Source organism: Enterobacter cloacae complex sp. SHL022, from assembly GCF_049237785.1.
GTDB classification, from domain to species: domain Bacteria; phylum Pseudomonadota; class Gammaproteobacteria; order Enterobacterales; family Enterobacteriaceae; genus Enterobacter; species Enterobacter hormaechei_C.
On the sequence record NZ_JBMKJH010000001.1, the window covers coordinates 225339 to 245059 of the forward strand.

Below are 19721 nucleotides of genomic sequence, written 5' to 3' on the forward strand. Positions count from 1 at the left end.
GTCAGTCACAAAATGGCGCGCATCTTAACACACTCCGGGAAGAATTACTCCGCCGTCGGGTTCGCCAGGAAGCGGACCGCGCGTTTAATATCCCGCGTGCGCGGCGCGGGCGGCAGGCTGGCGAGGAAGGTCGCGCCGTAGGGACGCATCACCAGGCGGTTGTCGCAGATCACCAGCACCCCGCGATCGGTGACGTCGCGGATCAGTCGCCCTACCCCCTGTTTAAGCGTGATGACCGCGTCCGGCAGCTGGACGTCGTCGAACGGATCGCCCCCGCGCAGACGGCAGTCCTCCATGCGCGCTTTCAGAAGCGGATCGTCCGGCGATGTAAACGGCAGCTTATCGATAATCACCAGCGAGAGCGTGTCGCCGCGCACGTCTACCCCTTCCCAGAAACTACTGGTCGCCACCAGCAGGGCATTACCGGCGCTGACAAACTGCTGGAGCAGCTGGCCTTTACTGGTCTCCCCCTGCAACAGCACCGGTAGCGTCATGGTGGCGCGGAACTGCTCGGCCAGATCGCGCATCATGGCGTGTGAGGTGCAGAGCATAAAGCAGCGCCCGTTGTTGGCCTCGATCATCGGCTTCAGCATGGCCGCCAGATGTCGCGCCGCGCCCGGCTGGTTAGGCAGCGGCAGATTGCGCGGCACGCACAGCAGCGCCTGTCTCTCATAGTCGAACGGGCTCGGCAGAAGCAGGGATTCCGCCTGCTCAATGCCGAGGCGCTCGGTAAAGTGGTGCAGATCGTCATTGACCGACAGCGTGGCCGAGGTAAAGACCCAGGTGCCGGGCTTTTGCGCCATCACCTCTTTAAATTTATCAGCAACGGTCAGCGGCGTGAGCGCCAGGGTGAAGTGGCGCGAGGTACATTCGTACCAGTAGCTGTAGCCCGGCTGGTTGATCTCTTTCAGCCGCTTCAGCCGCCCACGGTAAAGCGTGGCGCGCTCGAAGGCGGCGTCCAGCAGCGCTGAACGTCCGAGGGACAGCTTCGCCACGTCGTAACAGAGTTCAAGGGCATCATCGAGCAGCAGCAGCGCGCGCTGGATATTTTTGTCTGCGAGCAGTTCGCGCAGGTTGCCGCGATAGCCCGGCTCGCCAAGCTGTAAGCGGAAATCCTGTGCGCATTGCGCCAGGCGGTCCGCGCACTTCTGCAACTGCTGGGTATCTTTGAGTTCGGTGCGATAGGCAATGGTAATATCTTTCGCCAGATCCTGAAGCTGACGGCTGGAAAGCGACTGCCCAAAATACTGGCTGGCGATGTCCGGTAGCTGATGGGCTTCATCGAAGATCATCACCTCCGCCTCCGGGATCAGCTCGCCGAAACCACTGTCCTTGACCACCATATCCGCAAGAAACAGGTGATGGTTCACCACCACCACGTCGGCGTCCATCGCGGTTTTACGCGCTTTCACCACAAAACAGTCTTTATACAGCGGGCAGTCGCTGCCGAGGCAGTTGTCATTGGTGCTGGTCACCAGCGGCCAGGCCGGGGAGTCTTCCGGCACGCTCGCGCAGGTGCTGATGTCCCCCTCCTCCGTCTGGTTGGCCCAGGCGCGCAGGACGATCACATCGCTCAGGGTTTGTACCGGCAGGTCGCCGCCCGCCAGCGCCTGCTGTTCAAGACGCTCCAGACACAGGTAGTTAGAACGCCCTTTCAGCAAGGCCAGACGCCCTTTGTATTTCAGCGCTTTCGCCACCGTGGGTAAATCGCGGCTGTAGAGCTGATCCTGGAGCGCTTTTGATCCCGTAGAGATGATCACCTTCTTTTTCGCCCGCAGCGCAGGAGCGAGGTAAGCATACGTTTTCCCCGTACCGGTACCGGCCTCCACGACCAGCGGCTGCGCCTTGTCGATAGCGTGCGCAACGGCATGCGCCATCTGACGTTGGGGTTCGCGCGGTTTAAAGCCGGGGATAGCCTGTGCTAACTGACCCTCTGGGGAAAAATCGTCTGCCACGGTGTTCTCTCACTGTATTTTTGCACAGGGATTATGTCAGCCCCTTCTCTCCGGTGCCACCCCAAATAGTGACGACGGCGGAACATTATGGCAGTCTTGCCGCCTGACGACGAAAGATAACGAGGATACGTTTATGACAATTACGCGCATTGATGCCGAAGCCCGCTGGTCTGATGTGGTGATCCACAACCAGACGCTGTACTACACCGGCGTCCCTGCCAATCTGGACGCCGACGCCTTCGAGCAGACCGCCAACACCCTGGCGCAGATCGACGCCGTACTGGAAAAACAGGGCAGCGACAAATCCCGCATTCTGGATGCGACGATTTTTCTGGCGAATAAAGACGATTTCGCGGCGATGAATAAAGCATGGGATGCGTGGGTGGTGGCGGGTCACGCGCCTGTACGCTGCACCGTACAGGCCACGCTGATGAAACCGGAATATAAGGTTGAGATCAAGATTATCGCGGCAGTGTAAGCCGGTTATTCTTCATCTTCATCCTCAAAGCGCGCCACGATCCGCTCGCCGGTATGGGTGGCGCGAAGTTCTTCCGCGACCTGGGAAATTGCCTGTCCGCTGCTCATCCCCTGGGACATCAGCTCCTGAATACGTTCAACGGCTTTCTGCTGTTGGTCATGGCTGAGAGAAGGTAAACCTGCAAACATCGTTAACTCCTGCTAAATTATTCGCGCTAATTATTTCACGCTGCCCGGTAGTATGCCATACATGAACATGCGCTTCCCCACTGTTATGACCTTGCCCTGGCGTGCTGACGCCGCGGAGTTCTGGTTTGCCCGTCTGAGCCACCTTCCTTTTGCCATGCTGCTGCACTCCGGCCATGCGGATCACCCCTACAGCCGCTTTGATATTCTGGTGGCCGACCCGGTTAAAACGCTGACGACCGATGCGCTGTCGCCAACGGACGATCCGCTGATGCGGCTTCAGAACGAGATCGATGCTCTGGGCTTAACTGCCACACCTGATCCGGATCTGCCTTTCCAGGGGGGCGCGCTGGGCCTGTTTGGTTACGATCTGGGTCGCCGTTTCGAAACGCTGCCTGAGCATGCGCAGGCGGATATTTCCCTGCCGGATATGGCGGTGGGGCTGTATGACTGGGCGCTGATCGTGGATCACCGTAAGCAGACGGTTTCTCTGCTGAGCCACCGGGACGTACAGGCGCGTCTGGCCTGGCTTGAGGCGCAACGGCCCGCCGCCCCGGAACACTTTATGCTGACCTCCGGCTGGCGCTCGAACATGAGCGCGGAGGAATACGCGGAAAAATTCTCCCGTGTGCAGGCGTATCTTCACAGTGGCGACTGTTATCAGGTCAACCTTGCCCAGCGTTTCCAGGCGGCGTACAAGGGAGACGAATGGCAGGCGTTTACCCGCCTCAATGCCAGCAATAAGGCCCCGTTCAGTGCATTTTTACGCCTTGAACACGGCGCCATCCTCAGCCTTTCGCCTGAGCGTTTTATTCACCTGGCTGACGGTATGATTCAGACCCGCCCGATAAAGGGCACACTGCCGCGCCTTGCCAACGCCGACGCCGACCGCCAGCAGGCGGAGACGCTGGCGGCCTCTCCCAAAGATCGCGCTGAAAACCTGATGATTGTCGATCTGATGCGCAATGATATTGGTCGCGTCGCCGAGCCGGGCAGCGTGCGCGTGCCGGAGCTGTTCGTCGTGGAGCCATTCCCGGCGGTGCATCATCTGGTCAGCACCATCACCGCACGCCTGCCGGCCTCGCGAACCGCCTGCGATCTGCTCCGCGCCGCGTTTCCGGGCGGCTCCATCACCGGCGCGCCGAAGGTCCGGGCGATGGAGATCATCGACGAACTGGAACCACATCGCCGCAACGCCTGGTGCGGCAGCATCGGCTATGTGAGTCTGTGCGGCACCATGGATACCAGCATCACTATTCGCACCCTGACGGCGTGCGACGGTAACCTGTACTGTTCCGCAGGCGGTGGCATTGTGGCCGATAGCCAGGTCGAGGCGGAATATCAGGAAACCTTTGATAAAGTGAATCGTATCCTGAAACAACTGGAGAATTTACGGTGAAGAAAGACAACCTGACGCTGGATGATTTTCTGTCGCGCTTTCAGCTTCTGCGGCCCCAGGTTAGCCGCGCCACGCTGAATCAACGTCAGGCGGCGGTGCTGATCCCGGTCGTGCGCCGTGAGCAGCCGGGTCTGTTGCTTACCCAGCGCTCACCGCATATGCGAAAACACGCCGGTCAGGTTGCGTTTCCGGGCGGCGCGGTGGACAGCACCGATGCATCCCTGATTGCCGCCGCACTGCGTGAAGCGCATGAGGAAGTGGCGATCCCCCCGGAGACAGTCGAGGTGATCGGCGTGCTGCCGCCAGTGGACAGCGTAACCGGTTTTCAGGTCACGCCGGTCGTTGGCATTATTCCGCCCGATCTTCAGTATCACGCCAGCGTCGATGAAGTTTCAGCGGTGTTCGAAATGCCGCTGGAAGAGGCCCTTCGTCTGGGCCGCTATCACCCACTGGATATTCACCGCCGCGGACACGATCATCGGGTCTGGCTGTCGTGGTATCAGCATTATTTTGTCTGGGGCATGACGGCAGGCATCATTCGTGAGCTGGCCCTGCAAATCGGCCTGAAGCCTTGACTATACTTTACATTCCACCCTTTTCTGGCAGGTTTGCGATCGGCGTCGCGCTATTAGCAAAACCATCGTTAACCATTAGTTTAATTCATGTGAATAGTTAAGCCGAGGTTGGTGTTCCCTCTTACACTATGCGCAGTTATAACATCGTTACTGGAACCCCAGTAACCCTGTCAGGAGTGTGAAAGTGATTAGTATATTCGACATGTTCAAAGTGGGGATTGGTCCTTCCTCTTCCCACACTGTAGGGCCGATGAAGGCCGGTAAACAGTTCGTCGATGATCTGGTCGAAAAAGGATTACTGGAAAGCGTTACCCGTGTCGCCGTAGACGTTTACGGTTCACTGTCATTAACGGGTAAAGGCCACCACACCGATATCGCCATTATTATGGGTCTGGCAGGCAATATGCCGGACACTGTTGATATTGATGCCATTCCGGCATTTATCCGCGACGTGGAAACGCGCGGACGCTTACTGCTGGCTAACGGTCAGCACGAAGTGGACTTCCCGCAGGATGACGGGATGCGTTTTCGTAGCGACAACCTGCCGCTGCATGAAAACGGCATGACCATCCACGCCTGGAGCGGCGAAAAAGAGATCTACAGTAAAACCTACTACTCCATCGGCGGCGGCTTTATCGTTGACGAAGAACACTTTGGTAAAGAGAGCGCGGGCGACGTCAATGTGCCCTATCCGTTTAAATCGGCCACCGAGATGCTGGGCTACTGCAAAGAGACCGGTCTGTCCCTGTCCGGCATGGTGATGCAGAACGAACTGGCGCTGCACAGCAAGAAAGAGATCGAAGACTATTTTGCTAACGTGTGGCAAACCATGCGCGCCTGTATTGACCGCGGGATGAACACCGAGGGTGTTCTGCCTGGGCCTCTGCGCGTACCGCGTCGTGCCTCTGCGCTGCGCCGCATGCTGGTCACCACCGACAAGTTCTCCAATGACCCAATGAACGTGGTCGACTGGGTGAACATGTTCGCCCTCGCGGTTAACGAAGAGAACGCAGCGGGTGGTCGCGTGGTGACGGCGCCGACCAACGGCGCGTGCGGTATCGTTCCGGCGGTGCTGGCCTATTACGATCACTTTATTGAGCCCGTGACACCGGATATCTATATCCGTTATTTCCTCGCGGCAGGCGCTATCGGCGCGCTGTACAAAATGAATGCGTCCATCTCTGGTGCCGAAGTAGGCTGTCAGGGTGAAGTGGGCGTGGCCTGCTCTATGGCGGCAGCGGGTCTGGCGGAACTGTTGGGCGCCAGCCCTGAGCAGGTGTGCGTGGCGGCGGAAATCGGTATGGAGCACAACCTCGGTCTGACCTGTGACCCGGTTGCCGGTCAGGTGCAGGTGCCGTGCATTGAGCGTAACGCCATCGCCTCCGTCAAAGCGATCAACGCCTCGCGTATGGCGATGCGCCGTACCAGCGAGCCACGCGTGTCGCTGGATAAGGTTATTGAAACCATGTACGAAACCGGCAAGGACATGAACGCGAAGTACCGTGAGACCTCGCGCGGCGGTCTGGCCATTAAGGTGCAGTGCGACTAAGCCTTCCTTTCGCCCATCTGCAACAGATGGGCGAATTTTCCCCTCTCGTCTCGTCGCTTCACGTATTCCCCACTACACTGTCACTGTTGCGTCTGGCTTTTCTGGCCGGTGCTTAACAGGCGACCGTTCATGCAAACTGCACAAACGATCATTAAAGACTATCGCCGAAAACGCGTTATCGTCTGTGTCACGGTTGCGCTCGTTACGCTCGTCCTGACGCTGGGCATTCGCTTTATTTCACAGCGCAACATAAATCAGGATCGGATCCACGACTTTACCCACCACACCGTGCGTGCGCTTGATAAGGTGCTTCTCTCGTTAGAGGCCCAGCGTGAAACGCTACTTTCACTGGTTGGCATACCCTGTTCCGAAGCAAATCTAATCCTGCGAAAACAGGCGGCGATCCTCCAGACCGTACGCTCCATCGCCCTCATTCAAGACGGAATACTGTATTGCTCAAGCGTCTTTGGCAGCCGTAATGTGCCCGTCAGTGAGTTTGTGCCGGAGCTTCCAGTCAGTGAATCCAGGCTGCTGCTGTCGACTGACCGGTGGCTGGTAAAAGGCAGCCCGGTACTGATTCAGTGGTCTCCCGTTGCGGGCGACGGCAACGACGGGGTGATGGAGGTGGTGAATATCGATCTCATCACTAAAATGATTCTCGAGCCGCAGCGGCCGCAGATCACCGACGTTGTCCTGAGAGTAGGAGATAACTTCCTCCGCGACGGGCAACAGGTGACGACTACGCCGACCTTCGATGAAAACGCCTCCCTGCTGGAACAGTCGTCACAACATTACCCTTTCAGCGTCACGGTGAGCGGCCCCGGGCCTGGCGAAATGGCGTTAAAAAATCTGCCCACCCAGCTGCCGCTGGCGTTGATGCTCAGCTTACTGATGGGCTATATCGCCTGGCTCGCCACGGCGCGGCGAATCAGTTTCACCTGGGAAATCAACATGGGAATTGCGGCCCGGGAGTTTGAACTCTTCTGCCAGCCGCTGGTGAATGCCCGCACCCGGGAATGCGTCGGCGTCGAGATCCTCCTGCGCTGGAACAACCCGCGTCAGGGATGGATTTCGCCCGATGTCTTTATCCCTCTGGCCGAAGAACATAACCTGATTGTTCCGCTTACCCGCTACGTCATCAGCGAAACGGTGCGGCAGATAGGCTATTTCCCTGCCTCGCGCGATTTCCATATCGGCATTAACGTGGCCGCCAGCCATTTTCGCCGCGCTGCGCTTATCCAGGATCTCAACCGCATCTGGTTTAACGCCAGCCCTGTTCAACAGTTGATCGTGGAGTTAACCGAACGCGATGCGTTGCTGGATGTGGATTACCGCATCGTGCGGGAGCTGCACCGCAAAGGGGTGAAACTTGCGATTGATGATTTTGGTACCGGCAACAGCTCACTTTCATGGCTAGAAAAACTGCATCCGGATGTGCTGAAAATTGATAAATCCTTCACCACCGCGATCGGCACCGACGCCGTGAACTCAACGGTAACAGATATTATTATTGCGCTTGGCCAGCGACTGAATATTGAACTGGTTGCGGAAGGGGTGGAAACCGAGGAGCAGTCACGCTACCTGCGCCGTCACAGCGTACATATTTTGCAGGGGTACTTGTATGCGCGGCCAATGCCGCTGCGCGAGTTTCCGAAATGGCTGGCGGAAAGCCACTCTCCGCCAGCCCGTCACAACGGACACATCGTGCCCTTACTGCCGTTACGCTAGATAACGTTACTCTTCTTCGTCGTGCGCAGAGTGCTCTTTAACAATACGCACCATATCAACGCGATAGTCGTTGGCTTCGACGATGGTAATTTGCAGCGGCGGCAGCTCCAGCACATCACCGATACGCGGGATCTGCCCGTTAACGGAGATCACCAGCCCCGCCACGGTGGCAATGTCTTCATCATCATTGACCACGTTTTCGACGCCCAGCGTGTGCGAGAGCGCGTGCAGGTCGGTGGTGCCTTTCACCAGCCAGCCGTCACCGTCGGCAACGATTTCCGGGGTTTCATCCGCATCAGGGAATTCACCGGCAATGGCTTCCAGCACGTCCAGCGGCGTCACCAGGCCCTGTACCACACCAAATTCGTTGGTGACGATAACAAAGCTCCCGCGAGCACGGCGCAATACGCCCAGCAGGTTGATCGGATCCAGCGTTTCAGGCACCACGATAGCGGGCGACGCGGCCGCTACGGCCTCGACGTTAACGCCCTCTTCCAGCGCCACCAGCATCTCTTTCGCGCGTACCACACCGATGATCTCATCCAGCTCACCCCGGCAGACCGGGAACAGGCTGTGCGGCGAGGAGAGCAGCTGCTGACGAATTTCGTCGACGCTCAGGTTGGCGTCCACCCAGCTGATTTCGCCGCGCGGCGTCATAATACCGCGCAGGGAGCGGGAAGCCAGCGAAAGCACGCCATTGATCATGTAGCGTTCTTCTTCCACAAACGCGCCTTCCGGCACCGGAACCGGGTTGCGGTTCTCGTTATCAGCCTGCACGTTCACCTGACGACGCCCGCCCATCAGTCGCAGAATCGCATCTGCGGTACGGGCTCGCAGCGGCTGATTCGACTGCTGCTTAATAAAGTTACGGCGCGCAATCTGGTTAAACAGCTCGATCAGAATCGAGAAGCCAATCGCGGCGTACAGGTAGCCTTTCGGAATATGGAAGCCAAACCCTTCTGCCACCAGGCTCAGACCAATCATCAGCAGGAAGCTCAGACACAGCACAACGACCGTCGGATGCTGGTTGACGAAACGCGTCAGCGGTTTCGACGCCAGCAGCATTACCGCCATCGCAATCACCACCGCCGCCATCATCACCGGCAGATGGTTCACCATGCCGACCGCCGTAATCACCGCATCCAGTGAGAAGACCGCATCAAGCACCACAATCTGTAGAACAACCACCCAGAAGCTGGCATAACCCTTACCGTGGCCATCATCGTGCTGCCGGTTCTCCAGCCGTTCATGCAGCTCTGTTGTGGCTTTGAACAGCAGGAACAGTCCCCCTACCAGCATAATTAAATCGCGGCCGGAGAAGGTGAAATCCATGACGGTGAACAGGGGCTTCGTCAGGGTGACCATCCACGAGATAACAGACAGTAAGCCCAGACGCATGATCAGCGCCAGCGAGAGGCCGATCAGACGGGCTTTATCACGCTGTTTCGGCGGCAGTTTATCTGCGAGGATGGCGATAAACACCAGGTTATCAATACCGAGAACGATCTCCAGCACGACCAGCGTAAGCAAGCCTACCCAGATTGACGGGTCCATTAAGAATTCCATGACACGCTCCTGCTAAAGGAATGACAAAACGGTGCCCCGCTAATGTCGGGCATTTCAAAGGGAATGAGAGTCGATGCGTGGCGAAGATCGCCGGTGATTAAGGCGCGGAATGGCCTGGAAGATGACTGACGTCGGTGACGGTCCATATAGTGGGCTGTAGCCCTATACTCCTGAATAATTAAACGGACGCTAAACATATCAGAGACAATTGGTTTTTAGCAAAGATTTACGTTCCTTTGCAAACTTCTGTAACACACGCGGATTATCTTAGAGAAAAATCTGTAAGGCGTAGCTAAATTACGGATCTTCATCACATAAATTATTTTTTCACTATCTAAAATAATTCGCGGAAGTCTTAGTTTTTTGAACTCTAACCCTTATCTGAATCGATTCGGTTCGCCAATACGATTCTCAGTACGCCTGCCTGGCAGACGTATAAATGATAATAAAAGGAGGTAGCAAGTGACCATTGCTATTGTCATAGGCACACATGGTTGGGCTGCGGAGCAGTTACTCAAAACGGCAGAAATGCTGTTGGGCGAGCAGGAAAACGTCGGCTGGATCGATTTCGTTCCCGGTGAAAATGCCGAGACGCTGATTGAAAAATACACTGCTCAGCTTGAGAAGCTGGATACCAGCAAAGGCGTGCTGTTTCTCGTGGATACATGGGGCGGCAGCCCGTTCAACGCTGCCAGCCGCATTGTCGTCGATAAAGAGCATTATGAAGTCGTCGCCGGGGTGAATATCCCGATGTTGGTGGAAACCTTCATGGCGCGTGACGACAACCCAGGCTTTGACGAGCTGGTGGCGCTGGCGGTGGAAACCGGTCGCGAAGGCGTGAAGGCGCTGAAAGCGCAGCCGGTTGAAAAACCTGCCCCTGCCCCTGCTGCACCAAAAGCCGCTGCACCGGCGAAGCCAATGGGTCCGAACGATTACATGGTTATCGGCCTTGCGCGTATTGATGACCGTCTGATCCACGGCCAGGTGGCGACGCGCTGGACCAAAGAGACCAACGTACAACGCATCATCGTGGTCAGTGACGAAGTGGCCGCCGACACTGTCCGTAAAACCCTTCTTACCCAGGTTGCACCGCCGGGCGTCACCGCGCACGTCGTGGATGTCGCCAAAATGATCCGCGTTTACAACAACCCGAAATATGCGGGTGAGCGCGTGATGCTTCTCTTCACCAACCCGACAGACGTCGAACGCATTGTTGAAGGCGGCGTGAAAATCACCTCCGTTAACATTGGCGGTATGGCTTTCCGTCAGGGCAAAACGCAGGTCAACAACGCGATTTCAGTGGATGCGAAAGATATCGAGGCCTTCAACAAGCTGAATGCACGCGGTATCGAGCTGGAAGCCCGTAAGGTTTCCACGGATCAGAAACTGAAAATGATGGATTTGATCGGCAAAGTGGGGAAATAAGCCCGGGCCGGTTTTTCATATAGAGCTTATGTAATAGGAGAAGTGCAATGGAGATTACTACTCTTCAGATTGTGCTGGTGTTCATCGTCGCGTGTATTGCGGGTATGGAGTCCGTACTTGATGAATTTCAGTTCCACCGCCCTCTGGTGGCCTGTACGTTGATTGGCGCCGTTCTCGGTGACATGAAAACCGGTATCATCATCGGTGGTACCCTGGAAATGATCGCCCTCGGCTGGATGAACATCGGTGCGGCAGTTGCGCCAGATGCCGCGCTGGCGTCCATTATTTCGACCGTTCTGGTTATCGCCGGTCATCAGAGTATTGGTGCCGGTATCGCGCTGGCCATCCCGCTGGCCGCAGCGGGTCAGGTGCTGACCATTATTGTCCGTACTATTACCGTGGCCTTCCAGCACGCGGCGGATAAGGCGGCCGAAAACGGCAACCTCACCGCGCTCTCCTGGATCCACGTTTCTTCCCTGTTCCTGCAAGCGATGCGTATCGCGATCCCTGCAGTTATCGTGGCGATTTCTGTCGGTACCAGCGAAGTTCAGGGCATGCTGAATGCGATCCCTGAAGTGGTCACCAGCGGTCTGAATATCGCCGGGGGTATGATCGTGGTGGTCGGTTATGCGATGGTCATCAACATGATGCGCGCGGGCTACCTGATGCCATTCTTCTACCTCGGCTTCGTTACCGCTGCGTTCACCAACTTCAACCTGGTTGCGCTGGGTGTGATTGGTGCGGTGATGGCGATTCTTTATATCCAGCTCAGCCCGAAATACAACCGTGTCGCGGGTGCCCCTGCGCAGGCTGCTGGTAACAACGATCTCGATAACGAACTGGACTAACAGGTGAGCGAAATGGTTGATATGACAAAAACTACCACTGAGAAAAAACTCACTCCGGGTGATATTCGTGGCGTGTTCATCCGTTCTAACCTGTTTCAGGGTTCATGGAACTTCGAACGTATGCAGGCGCTCGGCTTCTGCTTCTCCATGGTGCCGGCCATCAAACGCCTGTATCCGGAAAACAACGAAGCACGCCGTCAGGCAATTAAGCGTCATCTGGAATTCTTCAACACCCATCCTTATGTTGCGGCGCCGGTTCTGGGCGTGACGCTGGCGATGGAAGAGCAGCGTGCGAACGGGGCTGAAATCGACGATGGTGCCATCAACGGTATCAAAGTTGGTCTGATGGGGCCGCTGGCAGGCGTGGGCGACCCGATTTTCTGGGGTACCGTGCGTCCGGTCTTTGCGGCGCTGGGCGCCGGGATCGCCATGAGCGGCAGCCTGCTCGGTCCTCTGCTGTTCTTCATCCTGTTCAACGCGGTGCGTCTGCTGACCCGTTACTACGGCGTGGCGTACGGCTATCGTAAAGGTGTGGATATCGTTAAGGATATGGGCGGCGGCTTCCTGCAAAAACTGACTGAGGGGGCGTCAATTCTCGGCCTGTTTGTAATGGGGGCGCTGGTTAACAAGTGGACGCACGTAAACATCCCGCTGGTGGTATCAACGATCACCGGTCAGGATGGTCAGACGCGCGTTACCACCGTGCAGACCATTCTGGACCAGCTGATGCCGGGCCTGGTACCGCTGCTGTTAACCTTCGCCTGTATGTGGCTGCTGCGTAAGAAAGTGAACCCGCTTTGGATCATCGTTGGCTTCTTCGTCATCGGTATCGCGGGCTACGCTGTCGGCCTGCTGGGTCTGTAATAAAATGCTTTACTGACCGGGGGCTTGCCCCCGGTCTTTTTATCTGGAGGATGAATGACTGTCACGGACACCGTACTGGTTTTATTTATTGTTGCCCTTCTGGCTTACGCGATCTATGACGAGTTTATTATGCCTCGCCGCCACGGCGAGACGCTGCTGACCCTTCCCCTCTTACGCCGTGGACGTATTGATGCGTTTATCTTCGCCGGTCTGGTAGTCATCCTCATTTACAATAATGTGACCAGCCACGGCGCAATATTAACCACATGGTTATTATGTGCGCTGGCATTAATGGCGATTTACCTGTTCTGGATCCGCTCGCCAAAACTCATTTTTAAAAAACACGGATTCTTCTTCGCCAATGTCTGGATAGAATATAACCGTATTAAAGAGATGAATTTATCCGAAGACGGGGTTCTGGTGATGCAATTAGAACAACGCCGCCTGCTCATCCGGGTCAGAAATATTGATGACCTGGAAAAGATATACAAATTACTTGTTAAAACTCAATGATTTATAATTATAGCATCGGCTATATATTGCATTATTCTTGAACCAGCAATATAGCCGGTGCTATATCTCCTCTGTTAATTGACTTATATTTATTAACGATATTTTCACGCATAAATCTAAATGAAAATCGTTATCAACATAGTGGCTATATAAAGCCATCTTCGTTGTTGTTTTATATTCTCAAAATATGTTAAGGTTGCGCCCGTCGTTGGGGAGTAGCCGATTTCCTGCCTGCGGGAAATGTACGTGTCAACATACTCGTTGAAAAACGTGGCGCGTACGGATCGTTTTTAAGCACAATTACTGTGCCAGAAGCGATCAGGCGAGACCATAGATACATCAACTGCTGTTTACTGGGGGCAGTGATGTGTCATATGGATATCCCCGGTCTGGACGCTCTTATGAATATCTCCGCTACGATCCTTCTGGCTTTTGGCATGTCCATGGACGCATTTGCCGCCTCTATCGGCAAAGGTGCCACTCTCCATAAACCTAAATTTTCCGAAGCCCTGCGTACCGGTCTCATCTTTGGCGCTATCGAAACGCTGACGCCGCTTATCGGCTGGGGACTGGGGATGCTCGCCAGCCAGTTTGTGCTGGAGTGGAATCACTGGATTGCTTTCGTGCTGCTGGTGTTCCTCGGCGGACGTATGGTGATTGAAGGTTTTCGTGGCAACGGCGATGAAGATGATGCGCCGCTGCAACGCCACGGCTTCTGGCTTCTGGTGACAACCGCCATCGCAACCAGCCTGGATGCAATGGCCGTGGGTGTCGGTCTGGCGTTTTTGCAGGTCAATATTATCGCCACCGCGCTGGCGATTGGCTGCGCCACGCTGATCATGTCAACGCTGGGGATGATGGTGGGTCGGTTCATTGGCCCGCTGTTAGGCAAACGCGCCGAAATTCTGGGCGGTATCGTGTTGATCGGGATTGGTGCCCAAATCCTTTGGGCACACTTCGCGGGTTAACCTTCGCGCTGCCAGCAATGGATGCTGAAATCCGTCTGGCAGCGAAATTCTGTCTGCGCTGCCAGCGTTTCCCACACCTCTGGTTTTGCCCGCCACGCAAACGGCGTCATTTGCAGTAACGCCACCGCTTCACTTCCCTGCAACATCATTTCATACGCTACCGACTGCGCCTGCTTTAACGCAAAGCCTGCCAGCTGTTCAGAGTGAGGCGCATGCAGGTGAACTTCATCATAGATCAGCCCTTTTAGCTCCAGCAGATGACGCGGCCCTGGCGTAACGGTGATAACCCAGCCGCCGGGCTTAACGACGCGCGCCAGCTCCTCTGCCTTGCACGGCGCATAGATACGCACCACGGCGTCCATACTCGCTTCCTCAAACGGCAGGCGGTGGCTGGAGGCCACGCAGAACGTTACCGCTGAGTAGCGTTTGGCTGCCGCACGGATAGCCACTTTAGATACGTCCAGCCCGTACGTTTCGGCGCCCTTCTCAGCCGCCACGTCAGCAAACGTGGCGGTGTAGTAACCTTCGCCGCAGCCGATATCCAGCATGGCGGATGCGCCTTCTGTCAGATATTCACGGAGTAAGGCGACAACGGCATCCCTGAGCGGTTGATAATGCCCGGCATCGAGAAACGCCCGGCGCGCCTGCATCATCTCCGCGCTGTCACCCGGGTCCCGGGAGCGCTTGTGCTGTACCGGCAGAAGATTTACATAGCCCTCTTTCGCCCGGTCAAACTGATGTCCCTGTGGACAGATAAACGTTTTCTCCGCGCGCGTCAGCGGCGCGTGGCAAAGGGGACAACTGAAAGACATGACAGCTCCAGGGCGTAAACCAAAAGGCGAAGTGTACCGCTATTCGCCAGGGTTATAAACGGCTGGGTGATGCATCACGATCAGATGGTCAGAATCTGCCGGCAGCCCGTCAGGCTTTACGTTTTCCAGACGCAGAACGTTCCCCATGATTTCGCTGAAAACGGGCGCGGAAACGGCCCCGCCGTAATAGGCACCGTTTTGCGGATCGTTAATCACCACCACCAGCGCAAAACGGGGATCGCTGGCAGGCGCAACGCCTGCGGTATAGGCGACGTATTTATCCACATACTTACCGTGTTCATCGATTTTTTTGGCCGTCCCGGTTTTTATCGCCACGCGATAGTTACGCACCGCCGCTTTGATTCCACCACCGCCGGGTAACGCGACGCTCTCCATCATGTGCTCCACCTCGTGAACAATTTCCTCGGGCATCACCCGCTTGCCAATCACCGGCGGATCGATTCGGGTGATGGACAGAGGCCGTTCAATGCCATAGCTGCCGATGGTGGCATACACATGCGCCAGCTGGAGGGGGGTTACCATCAGGCCATATCCAAAGGCAAAGGTCGCCCGGTCTAACTGGCTCCAGAATTTCCGCTGCGGCAGTAAACCTGCGCTTTCTCCCGTTAAGCCAAGCCCGGTACTCTCGCCAAAGCCAAAGTGTTTATAGGTATCCAGTAACCGTTGCACAGGCATCGCCAGCGAAAGACGGGACACGCCCGTGTCACTGGATTTTTGCAGGATGCCGGTCATCGTCAGCTCGGGATAGTAGCCCACATCGCGGATACGATGGCCATCAATGGTGTAGGGATGCGTGTCTATGACGCTGTCAGGCTGTACCAGCCCCTGCTGTAGCGCCGTCATCAGCACCAGAGGCTTAACGGTAGAGCCAGGTTCAAAGGTGTCACTGATCGCGCGATTGCGAAAATCATCCAGCGTTGCCCCTTCCCGGTTGTTGGGGTTGAAGTCGGGGAAGCTCGCCATTGCCAGAATTTCGCCCGTCTGGATATTAATTAGCACCGACGCGCCTGACTCAGCTTTGTTCCACGCCACGGCATTATCCAGCGCGTCTTCGGTGATAGTTTGCAGGCGTTCATCGATACTAAGCTGGATATTATGTGCAGGTACGGGAGCCACCTCCGTGAGGTTCTCCACCACATGTCCGTAGCGATCTTTCCTGACCAGCCGCACGCCTGCCTTCCCGGTAAGCTGCGTGTTGAAGCTTTTCTCGACACCCTCAATGCCCTGACCATCAATATTGGTGAAGCCAATCAGGTTCGCCGCCACGTGCCCGGCAGGATAAAAGCGGCGGGACTCATCGCGAAGGTTGATACCCGGAAGACGCAGCTTATCGATCCACTTTGCCTGGGAGGGATCAACCTGACGGGCAAGGTAAATAAATCGCCCGTGCGGGTTACTGTTGATTCGCGATGCGAGCGTGCTCAGAGAAAGGTGTAAGGCATTTGCCAGGGCCTGCCAGCGCGAATCATAACCGATCCCCCCTTTTTCCAGCACTGTTTTGGGATCGGCCCAGACGGCCTGGACAGGTACGCTCACCGCAAGGGGTCGTCCTTCACGGTCCACAATCATCCCCCGCGGGGCGTCTATCGCCACTTCGCGCAGGGAGCGCATATCCTCCTGCTTAACCAGATTATCCGGTTTGATAATTTGCAGCCACGCCACGCGGCCCAGCAGAAACGCAAGACTACAAAAGATAGCGAGACACAGAAGTGCAAAACGTGCCGGAGTAAAGTTTCCGGTGGTCGTTATTGTCTTTTTTTTCACCTTAACCCCAGGGCTGTTGATCAACGCCCTGATTTAACGGGAAAAGCTGATAATAAGGCGGGAAAACAATGCTAATATTCTCGCGGGTTTGCAACAAGATAATAACAGCGGAGGATTACGTAATATTTTGAAAAATAAGTGAATAAAAAAGCCCCGCATCGGCGAGGCTTATGTCTGGGATCGAAGCGCTGAGCGCTTCAGTCAGCAGTGATTCGATCAGATAGCAGTTACGTTAACCGCAGCTGGGCCTTTCTGGCCATCCTGAATTTCGAACTCAACGTTCTGGCCTTCAGCCAGAGTTTTGAAGCCGTTACCCTGGATTGCAGAGAAGTGTACGAACACATCTTTGCTGCCGTCAGCAGGAGTAATGAAACCAAAACCTTTAGACTCGTTGAACCACTTAACTTGACCTTTAATCTTTGCCATTTGCAAAATTCCTTAGAGTGTTTTCTTAGCCCGCAGGCTTTGACTTAGATAAAACTGAGACATTACTGCTTGAGGCACTAATATAAGGTTCGGCAGAGAAGCGGTATTCAACGACAACGTGTTTACTCAGGACTTCTTTACTGAAAATGCCACACATAAACAGAACTGTACCTCGTTTGACCCAAAACGTGTTATCACACACAACGTTTAATATGGCAAGCCATTTTTAAACATGTCTCGATCCGCCGCACAAATTCAGGTGTTACTCCATAACAATCTGCACAGTTATGCGAATTGTCAAATGAAGCGCTACCTGACCTCACTGCCCGCAGGGTGCGTTGACGTGCCCTGTAATCAAAGACTTTTTAAACATAGCTCAATCATTTCAAAGCGTCCATCCCAATCCCTGATTTTCTTTAAAAGAATGACTGAGTTAGAACATTTTGTGAAAAGTTATGCTGAAAACATTGCAACGCACCGACATGTGTCAGGGAATATAGGATGTTAATTACATTTTGCTAATTGTATTAAAATCCACCATTTAATTAGCGTTATTCTGCACCAAAATAATGAAATTTTTATGACTCTGCCTCAAAACAAGGCAAGCAAAACGTTTCGATAAAAATAAAACACTTCGGGAAAGATAAAACACACAATTTATTCAACGAAACGGTAATTATCGAATAAGGATAAATATTCACCAGTTTTCAGTATGCTGAAACAATAGTTAACTGCTGCTTAATTATACGTTGGGATGTTGTGGATCACATTTGATAAGGGAGGGGATTTACGCCGTACGTCAGGCCACCTCCCTTTCCGGGCAAACTATCGTTCGGCTACCAGGCGAATGAAGTCTTCCTCGTCCTGTTGTTGAGCAACAGCGTCCTTAGGTACCGCTTTCTCCTCCGGCTCGTTGGCTTCGCACAGACGACGCAGCAACGCATTCTGCCGTTTCTGCTGATCGAGCAATGCTTCCAGCAGTTCAATCTGCTCGTTTGTGCGGGAGCTGGCGCGGTTAACGAAGAACCACAGTACCAGCCCAACGACCAGCACCACCAAAGACATTACCAGGGATGCAATGCTCAGCAGCCCCGAATTCAGTAACTCACCCATTTCACCACCTCAGTAAAAACAGTCATTTTACCACTGCCGCCACGTAAGGACATCACTCAGCGTAAAAATGGCCTCTACCAGGGGATAAACTTATTGATTGAACAAATGCCGCTAAAGAATTGTACATCCTGATCGCACATCACATTGATAGTCTGCGTCCACAGCACCACACAAGCTATCAACACTATAATCAGAATTACCCAGCGTATTTTTTTCACTCCACACTCCGTCTTATGACCTGATGCAGCCAGGTTATCACGGTTATCTTAAACAGGGGCTAACTGTACCTTCAACAGACGCTTTTCGGAATCGTGCACTTGTTTCACTGCGTAAACCCGTTACGCTTACTCCATGACAACAAAGAAAAAAGAGGCAACGATGCGTTTACTTATTCGTACAGTAATTGTACTGGCCATTGTGTGGATCGGCCTGTTATTAAGTGGGTACGGCGTATTAATGGGAAGCAAAGAAAATGCCGCGGGTCTGGGTATCCAGTGTAAATATCTTACCGCCCGGGGGGTAAGCACGGCGCAGTACATTCATTCCGACAGCGGGATCATCGGGTTAACCAACTGTCCTGTGCTGCGTAAATCATCTGATGTGATTGATAACGGTTAATCAGCGTTGAATTTCGCTTACAAGAACGCCGCACTGTTGCGGCGTTTTTATTGAAAGCGTCGATCAGAACGGATAATCGTTATAGCCCATCTGCTCTGAAATTTTGCGCGCTGCGGTATGCAGGATCGCCACATATTCATGAAGACGCTCTTCAGAGAAACGCAGCGTTGGGAACGAAATGCTCAGGCCCGCAATGACAACGCCGAAGCGGTCAAATACCGGCACACCGATGCAACGCAGCCCCTCTTCCTGCTCTTCGTTATCTTCCCCGTAACCCTGCTCACGCACGTTATCCAGCACGCTCAGCAGTTCATCCGTACTGGTAATGGTGCGGTCGGTGCTGCGTTTGTACTCCACCCCGTCAAGGATCTGCTTCACCTCTTCGCGATCGCGCCAGGCCAGCAGTACTTTACCAATTGCGGTGCTGTAGAGCGGGTTACGACGACCGATGCGTGAATACATGCGCAGGTTGTACATGGAGTCAATTTTGTGGATGTAAACAATGCTGTCTTCATCCAGCGCACCGAGGTGAATTGTCTCTTTCGTCAATCGTGAAAGTTCACGCATCTGAATGTCAGCGCTGCGGATCAGATCCACGTTTTGCAAAGCGCGGGCGCCCAGTTCAAACAGTTTCAGCGTCAGAGAATATTTTTCTGATTCTCCTTCCTGCGCGACATAACCCAATGATTTCATCGTCTGCAAAAAGCGATAAACGGTGCTTTTCGACATCATCACACGCTGCGACAACTCTGTAATACCAATTTCACGCTCTTCTCCGAGCGCCTGCAAGATGCCAAACACCTTCAGCACGGAAGAAACAGAATCTGGCTGCTTATCCAAATCTGCGATTGCCATTTATCACCTCATGGAGAGTGTTTTATAAAAATCAGAACCGGTTTTTATTATAAATTCGT

General features: G+C 54.6%; 21 protein-coding genes, 1 pseudogene and 1 riboswitch. Of the genes and pseudogenes, 11 read left to right on the forward strand and 11 right to left on the reverse strand.

Annotated elements, in window-relative coordinates; genetic code table 11:
- Positions 1-44 precede the first annotated feature (44 nt).
- On the reverse strand, positions 45-1955 hold the full coding sequence (locus ACOTZD_RS01085) for an ATP-dependent DNA helicase (protein WP_003859928.1): 1911 nt from the start codon (positions 1953-1955) through the stop codon (positions 45-47).
- 133 nt (positions 1956-2088) lie between these two features.
- On the opposite strand from ACOTZD_RS01085, the gene ACOTZD_RS01090 reads away from it, so the two are divergent.
- Positions 2089-2433 carry a RidA family protein gene (locus tag ACOTZD_RS01090; protein ID WP_003859927.1) on the forward strand — a complete coding sequence of 115 codons (345 nt, stop codon included), beginning with the start codon at positions 2089-2091 and terminating at the stop codon, positions 2431-2433.
- A 5-nt stretch (positions 2434-2438) separates the two neighbouring features.
- On the opposite strand, the gene ACOTZD_RS01095 is transcribed toward ACOTZD_RS01090, so the two are convergent.
- Positions 2439-2621, reverse strand: coding sequence for a YoaH family protein (locus tag ACOTZD_RS01095; protein ID WP_003859925.1), 183 nt, complete (start codon positions 2619-2621; stop codon positions 2439-2441).
- Between the two features lie 61 nt (positions 2622-2682).
- Between ACOTZD_RS01095 and pabB the strand changes: the two genes are divergently transcribed.
- The 4 genes from pabB (at position 2683) to ACOTZD_RS01115 (ending at position 7869) form a co-directional block, all read left to right on the forward strand.
- Positions 2683-4017 (forward strand): aminodeoxychorismate synthase component 1, encoded by a 1335-nt coding sequence (pabB, locus tag ACOTZD_RS01100; RefSeq protein ID WP_048244339.1) that lies wholly within the window; start codon positions 2683-2685, stop codon positions 4015-4017.
- Entirely contained in the window at positions 4014-4592 is a 579-nt protein-coding gene (locus ACOTZD_RS01105) for a CoA pyrophosphatase (RefSeq protein ID WP_003859921.1), read from the forward strand. The genes pabB and ACOTZD_RS01105 overlap by 4 nt, the downstream gene beginning before the upstream one ends.
- A 184-nt stretch (positions 4593-4776) precedes the next feature.
- A complete protein-coding gene (sdaA, locus tag ACOTZD_RS01110) occupies positions 4777-6141 on the forward strand; it encodes an L-serine ammonia-lyase (protein ID WP_003859920.1) in 1365 nt (454 codons plus the stop codon).
- A 129-nt stretch (positions 6142-6270) separates the two neighbouring features.
- Complete coding sequence (locus tag ACOTZD_RS01115; protein ID WP_048240598.1) at positions 6271-7869, forward strand: EAL domain-containing protein; 1599 nt, start codon at positions 6271-6273, stop codon at positions 7867-7869.
- Between the two features lie 6 nt (positions 7870-7875).
- Here ACOTZD_RS01115 and yoaE read toward each other — a convergent pair whose 3' ends face one another.
- Together yoaE and ACOTZD_RS01125 are read right to left on the reverse strand one after the other, a co-directional pair.
- On the reverse strand, positions 7876-9435 hold the full coding sequence (gene yoaE, locus ACOTZD_RS01120) for a CNNM family cation transport protein YoaE (RefSeq protein ID WP_003859916.1): 1560 nt from the start codon (positions 9433-9435) through the stop codon (positions 7876-7878).
- Positions 9423-9632 (reverse strand): protein YoaL, encoded by a 210-nt coding sequence (locus ACOTZD_RS01125; RefSeq protein ID WP_071785693.1) that lies wholly within the window; start codon positions 9630-9632, stop codon positions 9423-9425. Before ACOTZD_RS01125 ends, yoaE begins: the two co-directional genes overlap by 13 nt.
- 265 nt (positions 9633-9897) lie before the next feature.
- On the opposite strand from ACOTZD_RS01125, the gene manX reads away from it, so the two are divergent.
- The 5 genes from manX (at position 9898) to mntP (ending at position 14053) form a co-directional block, all read left to right on the forward strand.
- Positions 9898-10860, forward strand: coding sequence for a PTS mannose transporter subunit IIAB (gene manX, locus ACOTZD_RS01130; protein ID WP_022651434.1), 963 nt, complete (start codon positions 9898-9900; stop codon positions 10858-10860).
- A gap of 47 nt (positions 10861-10907) precedes the next feature.
- A complete protein-coding gene (manY, locus tag ACOTZD_RS01135) occupies positions 10908-11708 on the forward strand; it encodes a PTS mannose transporter subunit IIC (RefSeq protein ID WP_003859914.1) in 801 nt (266 codons plus the stop codon).
- 12 nt (positions 11709-11720) lie between these two features.
- Positions 11721-12572 (forward strand): PTS mannose transporter subunit IID, encoded by an 852-nt coding sequence (locus ACOTZD_RS01140; protein WP_006810994.1) that lies wholly within the window; start codon positions 11721-11723, stop codon positions 12570-12572.
- A 54-nt stretch (positions 12573-12626) separates the two neighbouring features.
- Positions 12627-13085, forward strand: coding sequence for a DUF986 family protein (locus ACOTZD_RS01145; protein ID WP_003859912.1), 459 nt, complete (start codon positions 12627-12629; stop codon positions 13083-13085).
- A gap of 198 nt (positions 13086-13283) precedes the next feature.
- Positions 13284-13485: riboswitch (yybP-ykoY riboswitch) on the forward strand.
- A 1-nt stretch (position 13486) separates the two neighbouring features.
- On the forward strand, positions 13487-14053 hold the full coding sequence (mntP, locus tag ACOTZD_RS01150; RefSeq protein WP_003859911.1) for a manganese efflux pump MntP: 567 nt from the start codon (positions 13487-13489) through the stop codon (positions 14051-14053).
- Here mntP and rlmA read toward each other — a convergent pair.
- From rlmA to mgrB, 6 genes and pseudogenes are all read right to left on the reverse strand, one after another.
- Positions 14050-14865, reverse strand: coding sequence for a 23S rRNA (guanine(745)-N(1))-methyltransferase (rlmA, locus tag ACOTZD_RS01155; protein WP_045329821.1), 816 nt, complete (start codon positions 14863-14865; stop codon positions 14050-14052). The two genes, mntP and rlmA, sit on opposite strands and share 4 nt — an antisense overlap.
- A gap of 39 nt (positions 14866-14904) precedes the next feature.
- Positions 14905-16650, reverse strand: coding sequence for a peptidoglycan glycosyltransferase FtsI (gene ftsI, locus ACOTZD_RS01160; protein ID WP_003859909.1), 1746 nt, complete (start codon positions 16648-16650; stop codon positions 14905-14907).
- A gap of 216 nt (positions 16651-16866) precedes the next feature.
- Positions 16867-17076, reverse strand: coding sequence for a transcription antiterminator/RNA stability regulator CspE (gene cspE / locus ACOTZD_RS01165; RefSeq protein WP_001062678.1), 210 nt, complete (start codon positions 17074-17076; stop codon positions 16867-16869).
- Positions 17077-17088: 12 nt separating this feature from the next.
- Positions 17089-17233 (reverse strand): annotated as a pseudogene (locus tag ACOTZD_RS01170) (DUF2627 domain-containing protein).
- A 668-nt stretch (positions 17234-17901) separates the two neighbouring features.
- Positions 17902-18189 carry a YebO family protein gene (locus ACOTZD_RS01175; protein ID WP_003859907.1) on the reverse strand — a complete coding sequence of 96 codons (288 nt, stop codon included), beginning with the start codon at positions 18187-18189 and terminating at the stop codon, positions 17902-17904.
- A gap of 74 nt (positions 18190-18263) precedes the next feature.
- Positions 18264-18407 carry a PhoP/PhoQ regulator MgrB gene (mgrB, locus tag ACOTZD_RS01180; protein ID WP_003859906.1) on the reverse strand — a complete coding sequence of 48 codons (144 nt, stop codon included), beginning with the start codon at positions 18405-18407 and terminating at the stop codon, positions 18264-18266.
- 160 nt (positions 18408-18567) lie between these two features.
- Between mgrB and ACOTZD_RS01185 the strand changes: the two genes are divergently transcribed.
- On the forward strand, positions 18568-18807 hold the full coding sequence (locus tag ACOTZD_RS01185) for a YobH family protein (protein ID WP_003859905.1): 240 nt from the start codon (positions 18568-18570) through the stop codon (positions 18805-18807).
- A gap of 63 nt (positions 18808-18870) precedes the next feature.
- Here ACOTZD_RS01185 and kdgR read toward each other — a convergent pair whose 3' ends face one another.
- On the reverse strand, positions 18871-19662 hold the full coding sequence (gene kdgR / locus ACOTZD_RS01190) for a DNA-binding transcriptional regulator KdgR (RefSeq protein ID WP_003859903.1): 792 nt from the start codon (positions 19660-19662) through the stop codon (positions 18871-18873).
- Positions 19663-19721: the final 59 nt, after the last annotated feature.

Bases quoted from the DNA above. Each gene is read 5' to 3' on its own strand.
- ACOTZD_RS01090 (WP_003859927.1), top strand. From the start codon at position 2,089: ATGACAATTACGCGCATTGATGCCGAAGCCCGCTGGTCTGATGTGGTG.
- ACOTZD_RS01095 (WP_003859925.1), bottom strand. From the start codon at position 2,621: ATGTTTGCAGGTTTACCTTCTCTCAGCCATGACCAACAGCAGAAAGCC.
- pabB (WP_048244339.1), top strand. From the start codon at position 2,683: ATGAACATGCGCTTCCCCACTGTTATGACCTTGCCCTGGCGTGCTGAC.
- ACOTZD_RS01115 (WP_048240598.1), top strand. From the start codon at position 6,271: ATGCAAACTGCACAAACGATCATTAAAGACTATCGCCGAAAACGCGTT.
- yoaE (WP_003859916.1), bottom strand. From the start codon at position 9,435: ATGGAATTCTTAATGGACCCGTCAATCTGGGTAGGCTTGCTTACGCTG.
- ACOTZD_RS01125 (WP_071785693.1), bottom strand. From the start codon at position 9,632: ATGTTTAGCGTCCGTTTAATTATTCAGGAGTATAGGGCTACAGCCCAC.
- manY (WP_003859914.1), top strand. From the start codon at position 10,908: ATGGAGATTACTACTCTTCAGATTGTGCTGGTGTTCATCGTCGCGTGT.
- ACOTZD_RS01140 (WP_006810994.1), top strand. From the start codon at position 11,721: ATGGTTGATATGACAAAAACTACCACTGAGAAAAAACTCACTCCGGGT.
- ACOTZD_RS01145 (WP_003859912.1), top strand. From the start codon at position 12,627: ATGACTGTCACGGACACCGTACTGGTTTTATTTATTGTTGCCCTTCTG.
- mntP (WP_003859911.1), top strand. From the start codon at position 13,487: ATGAATATCTCCGCTACGATCCTTCTGGCTTTTGGCATGTCCATGGAC.
- rlmA (WP_045329821.1), bottom strand. From the start codon at position 14,865: ATGTCTTTCAGTTGTCCCCTTTGCCACGCGCCGCTGACGCGCGCGGAG.
- cspE (WP_001062678.1), bottom strand. From the start codon at position 17,076: ATGGCAAAGATTAAAGGTCAAGTTAAGTGGTTCAACGAGTCTAAAGGT.
- ACOTZD_RS01175 (WP_003859907.1), bottom strand. From the start codon at position 18,189: ATGGGTGAGTTACTGAATTCGGGGCTGCTGAGCATTGCATCCCTGGTA.
- ACOTZD_RS01185 (WP_003859905.1), top strand. From the start codon at position 18,568: ATGCGTTTACTTATTCGTACAGTAATTGTACTGGCCATTGTGTGGATC.
- kdgR (WP_003859903.1), bottom strand. From the start codon at position 19,662: ATGGCAATCGCAGATTTGGATAAGCAGCCAGATTCTGTTTCTTCCGTG.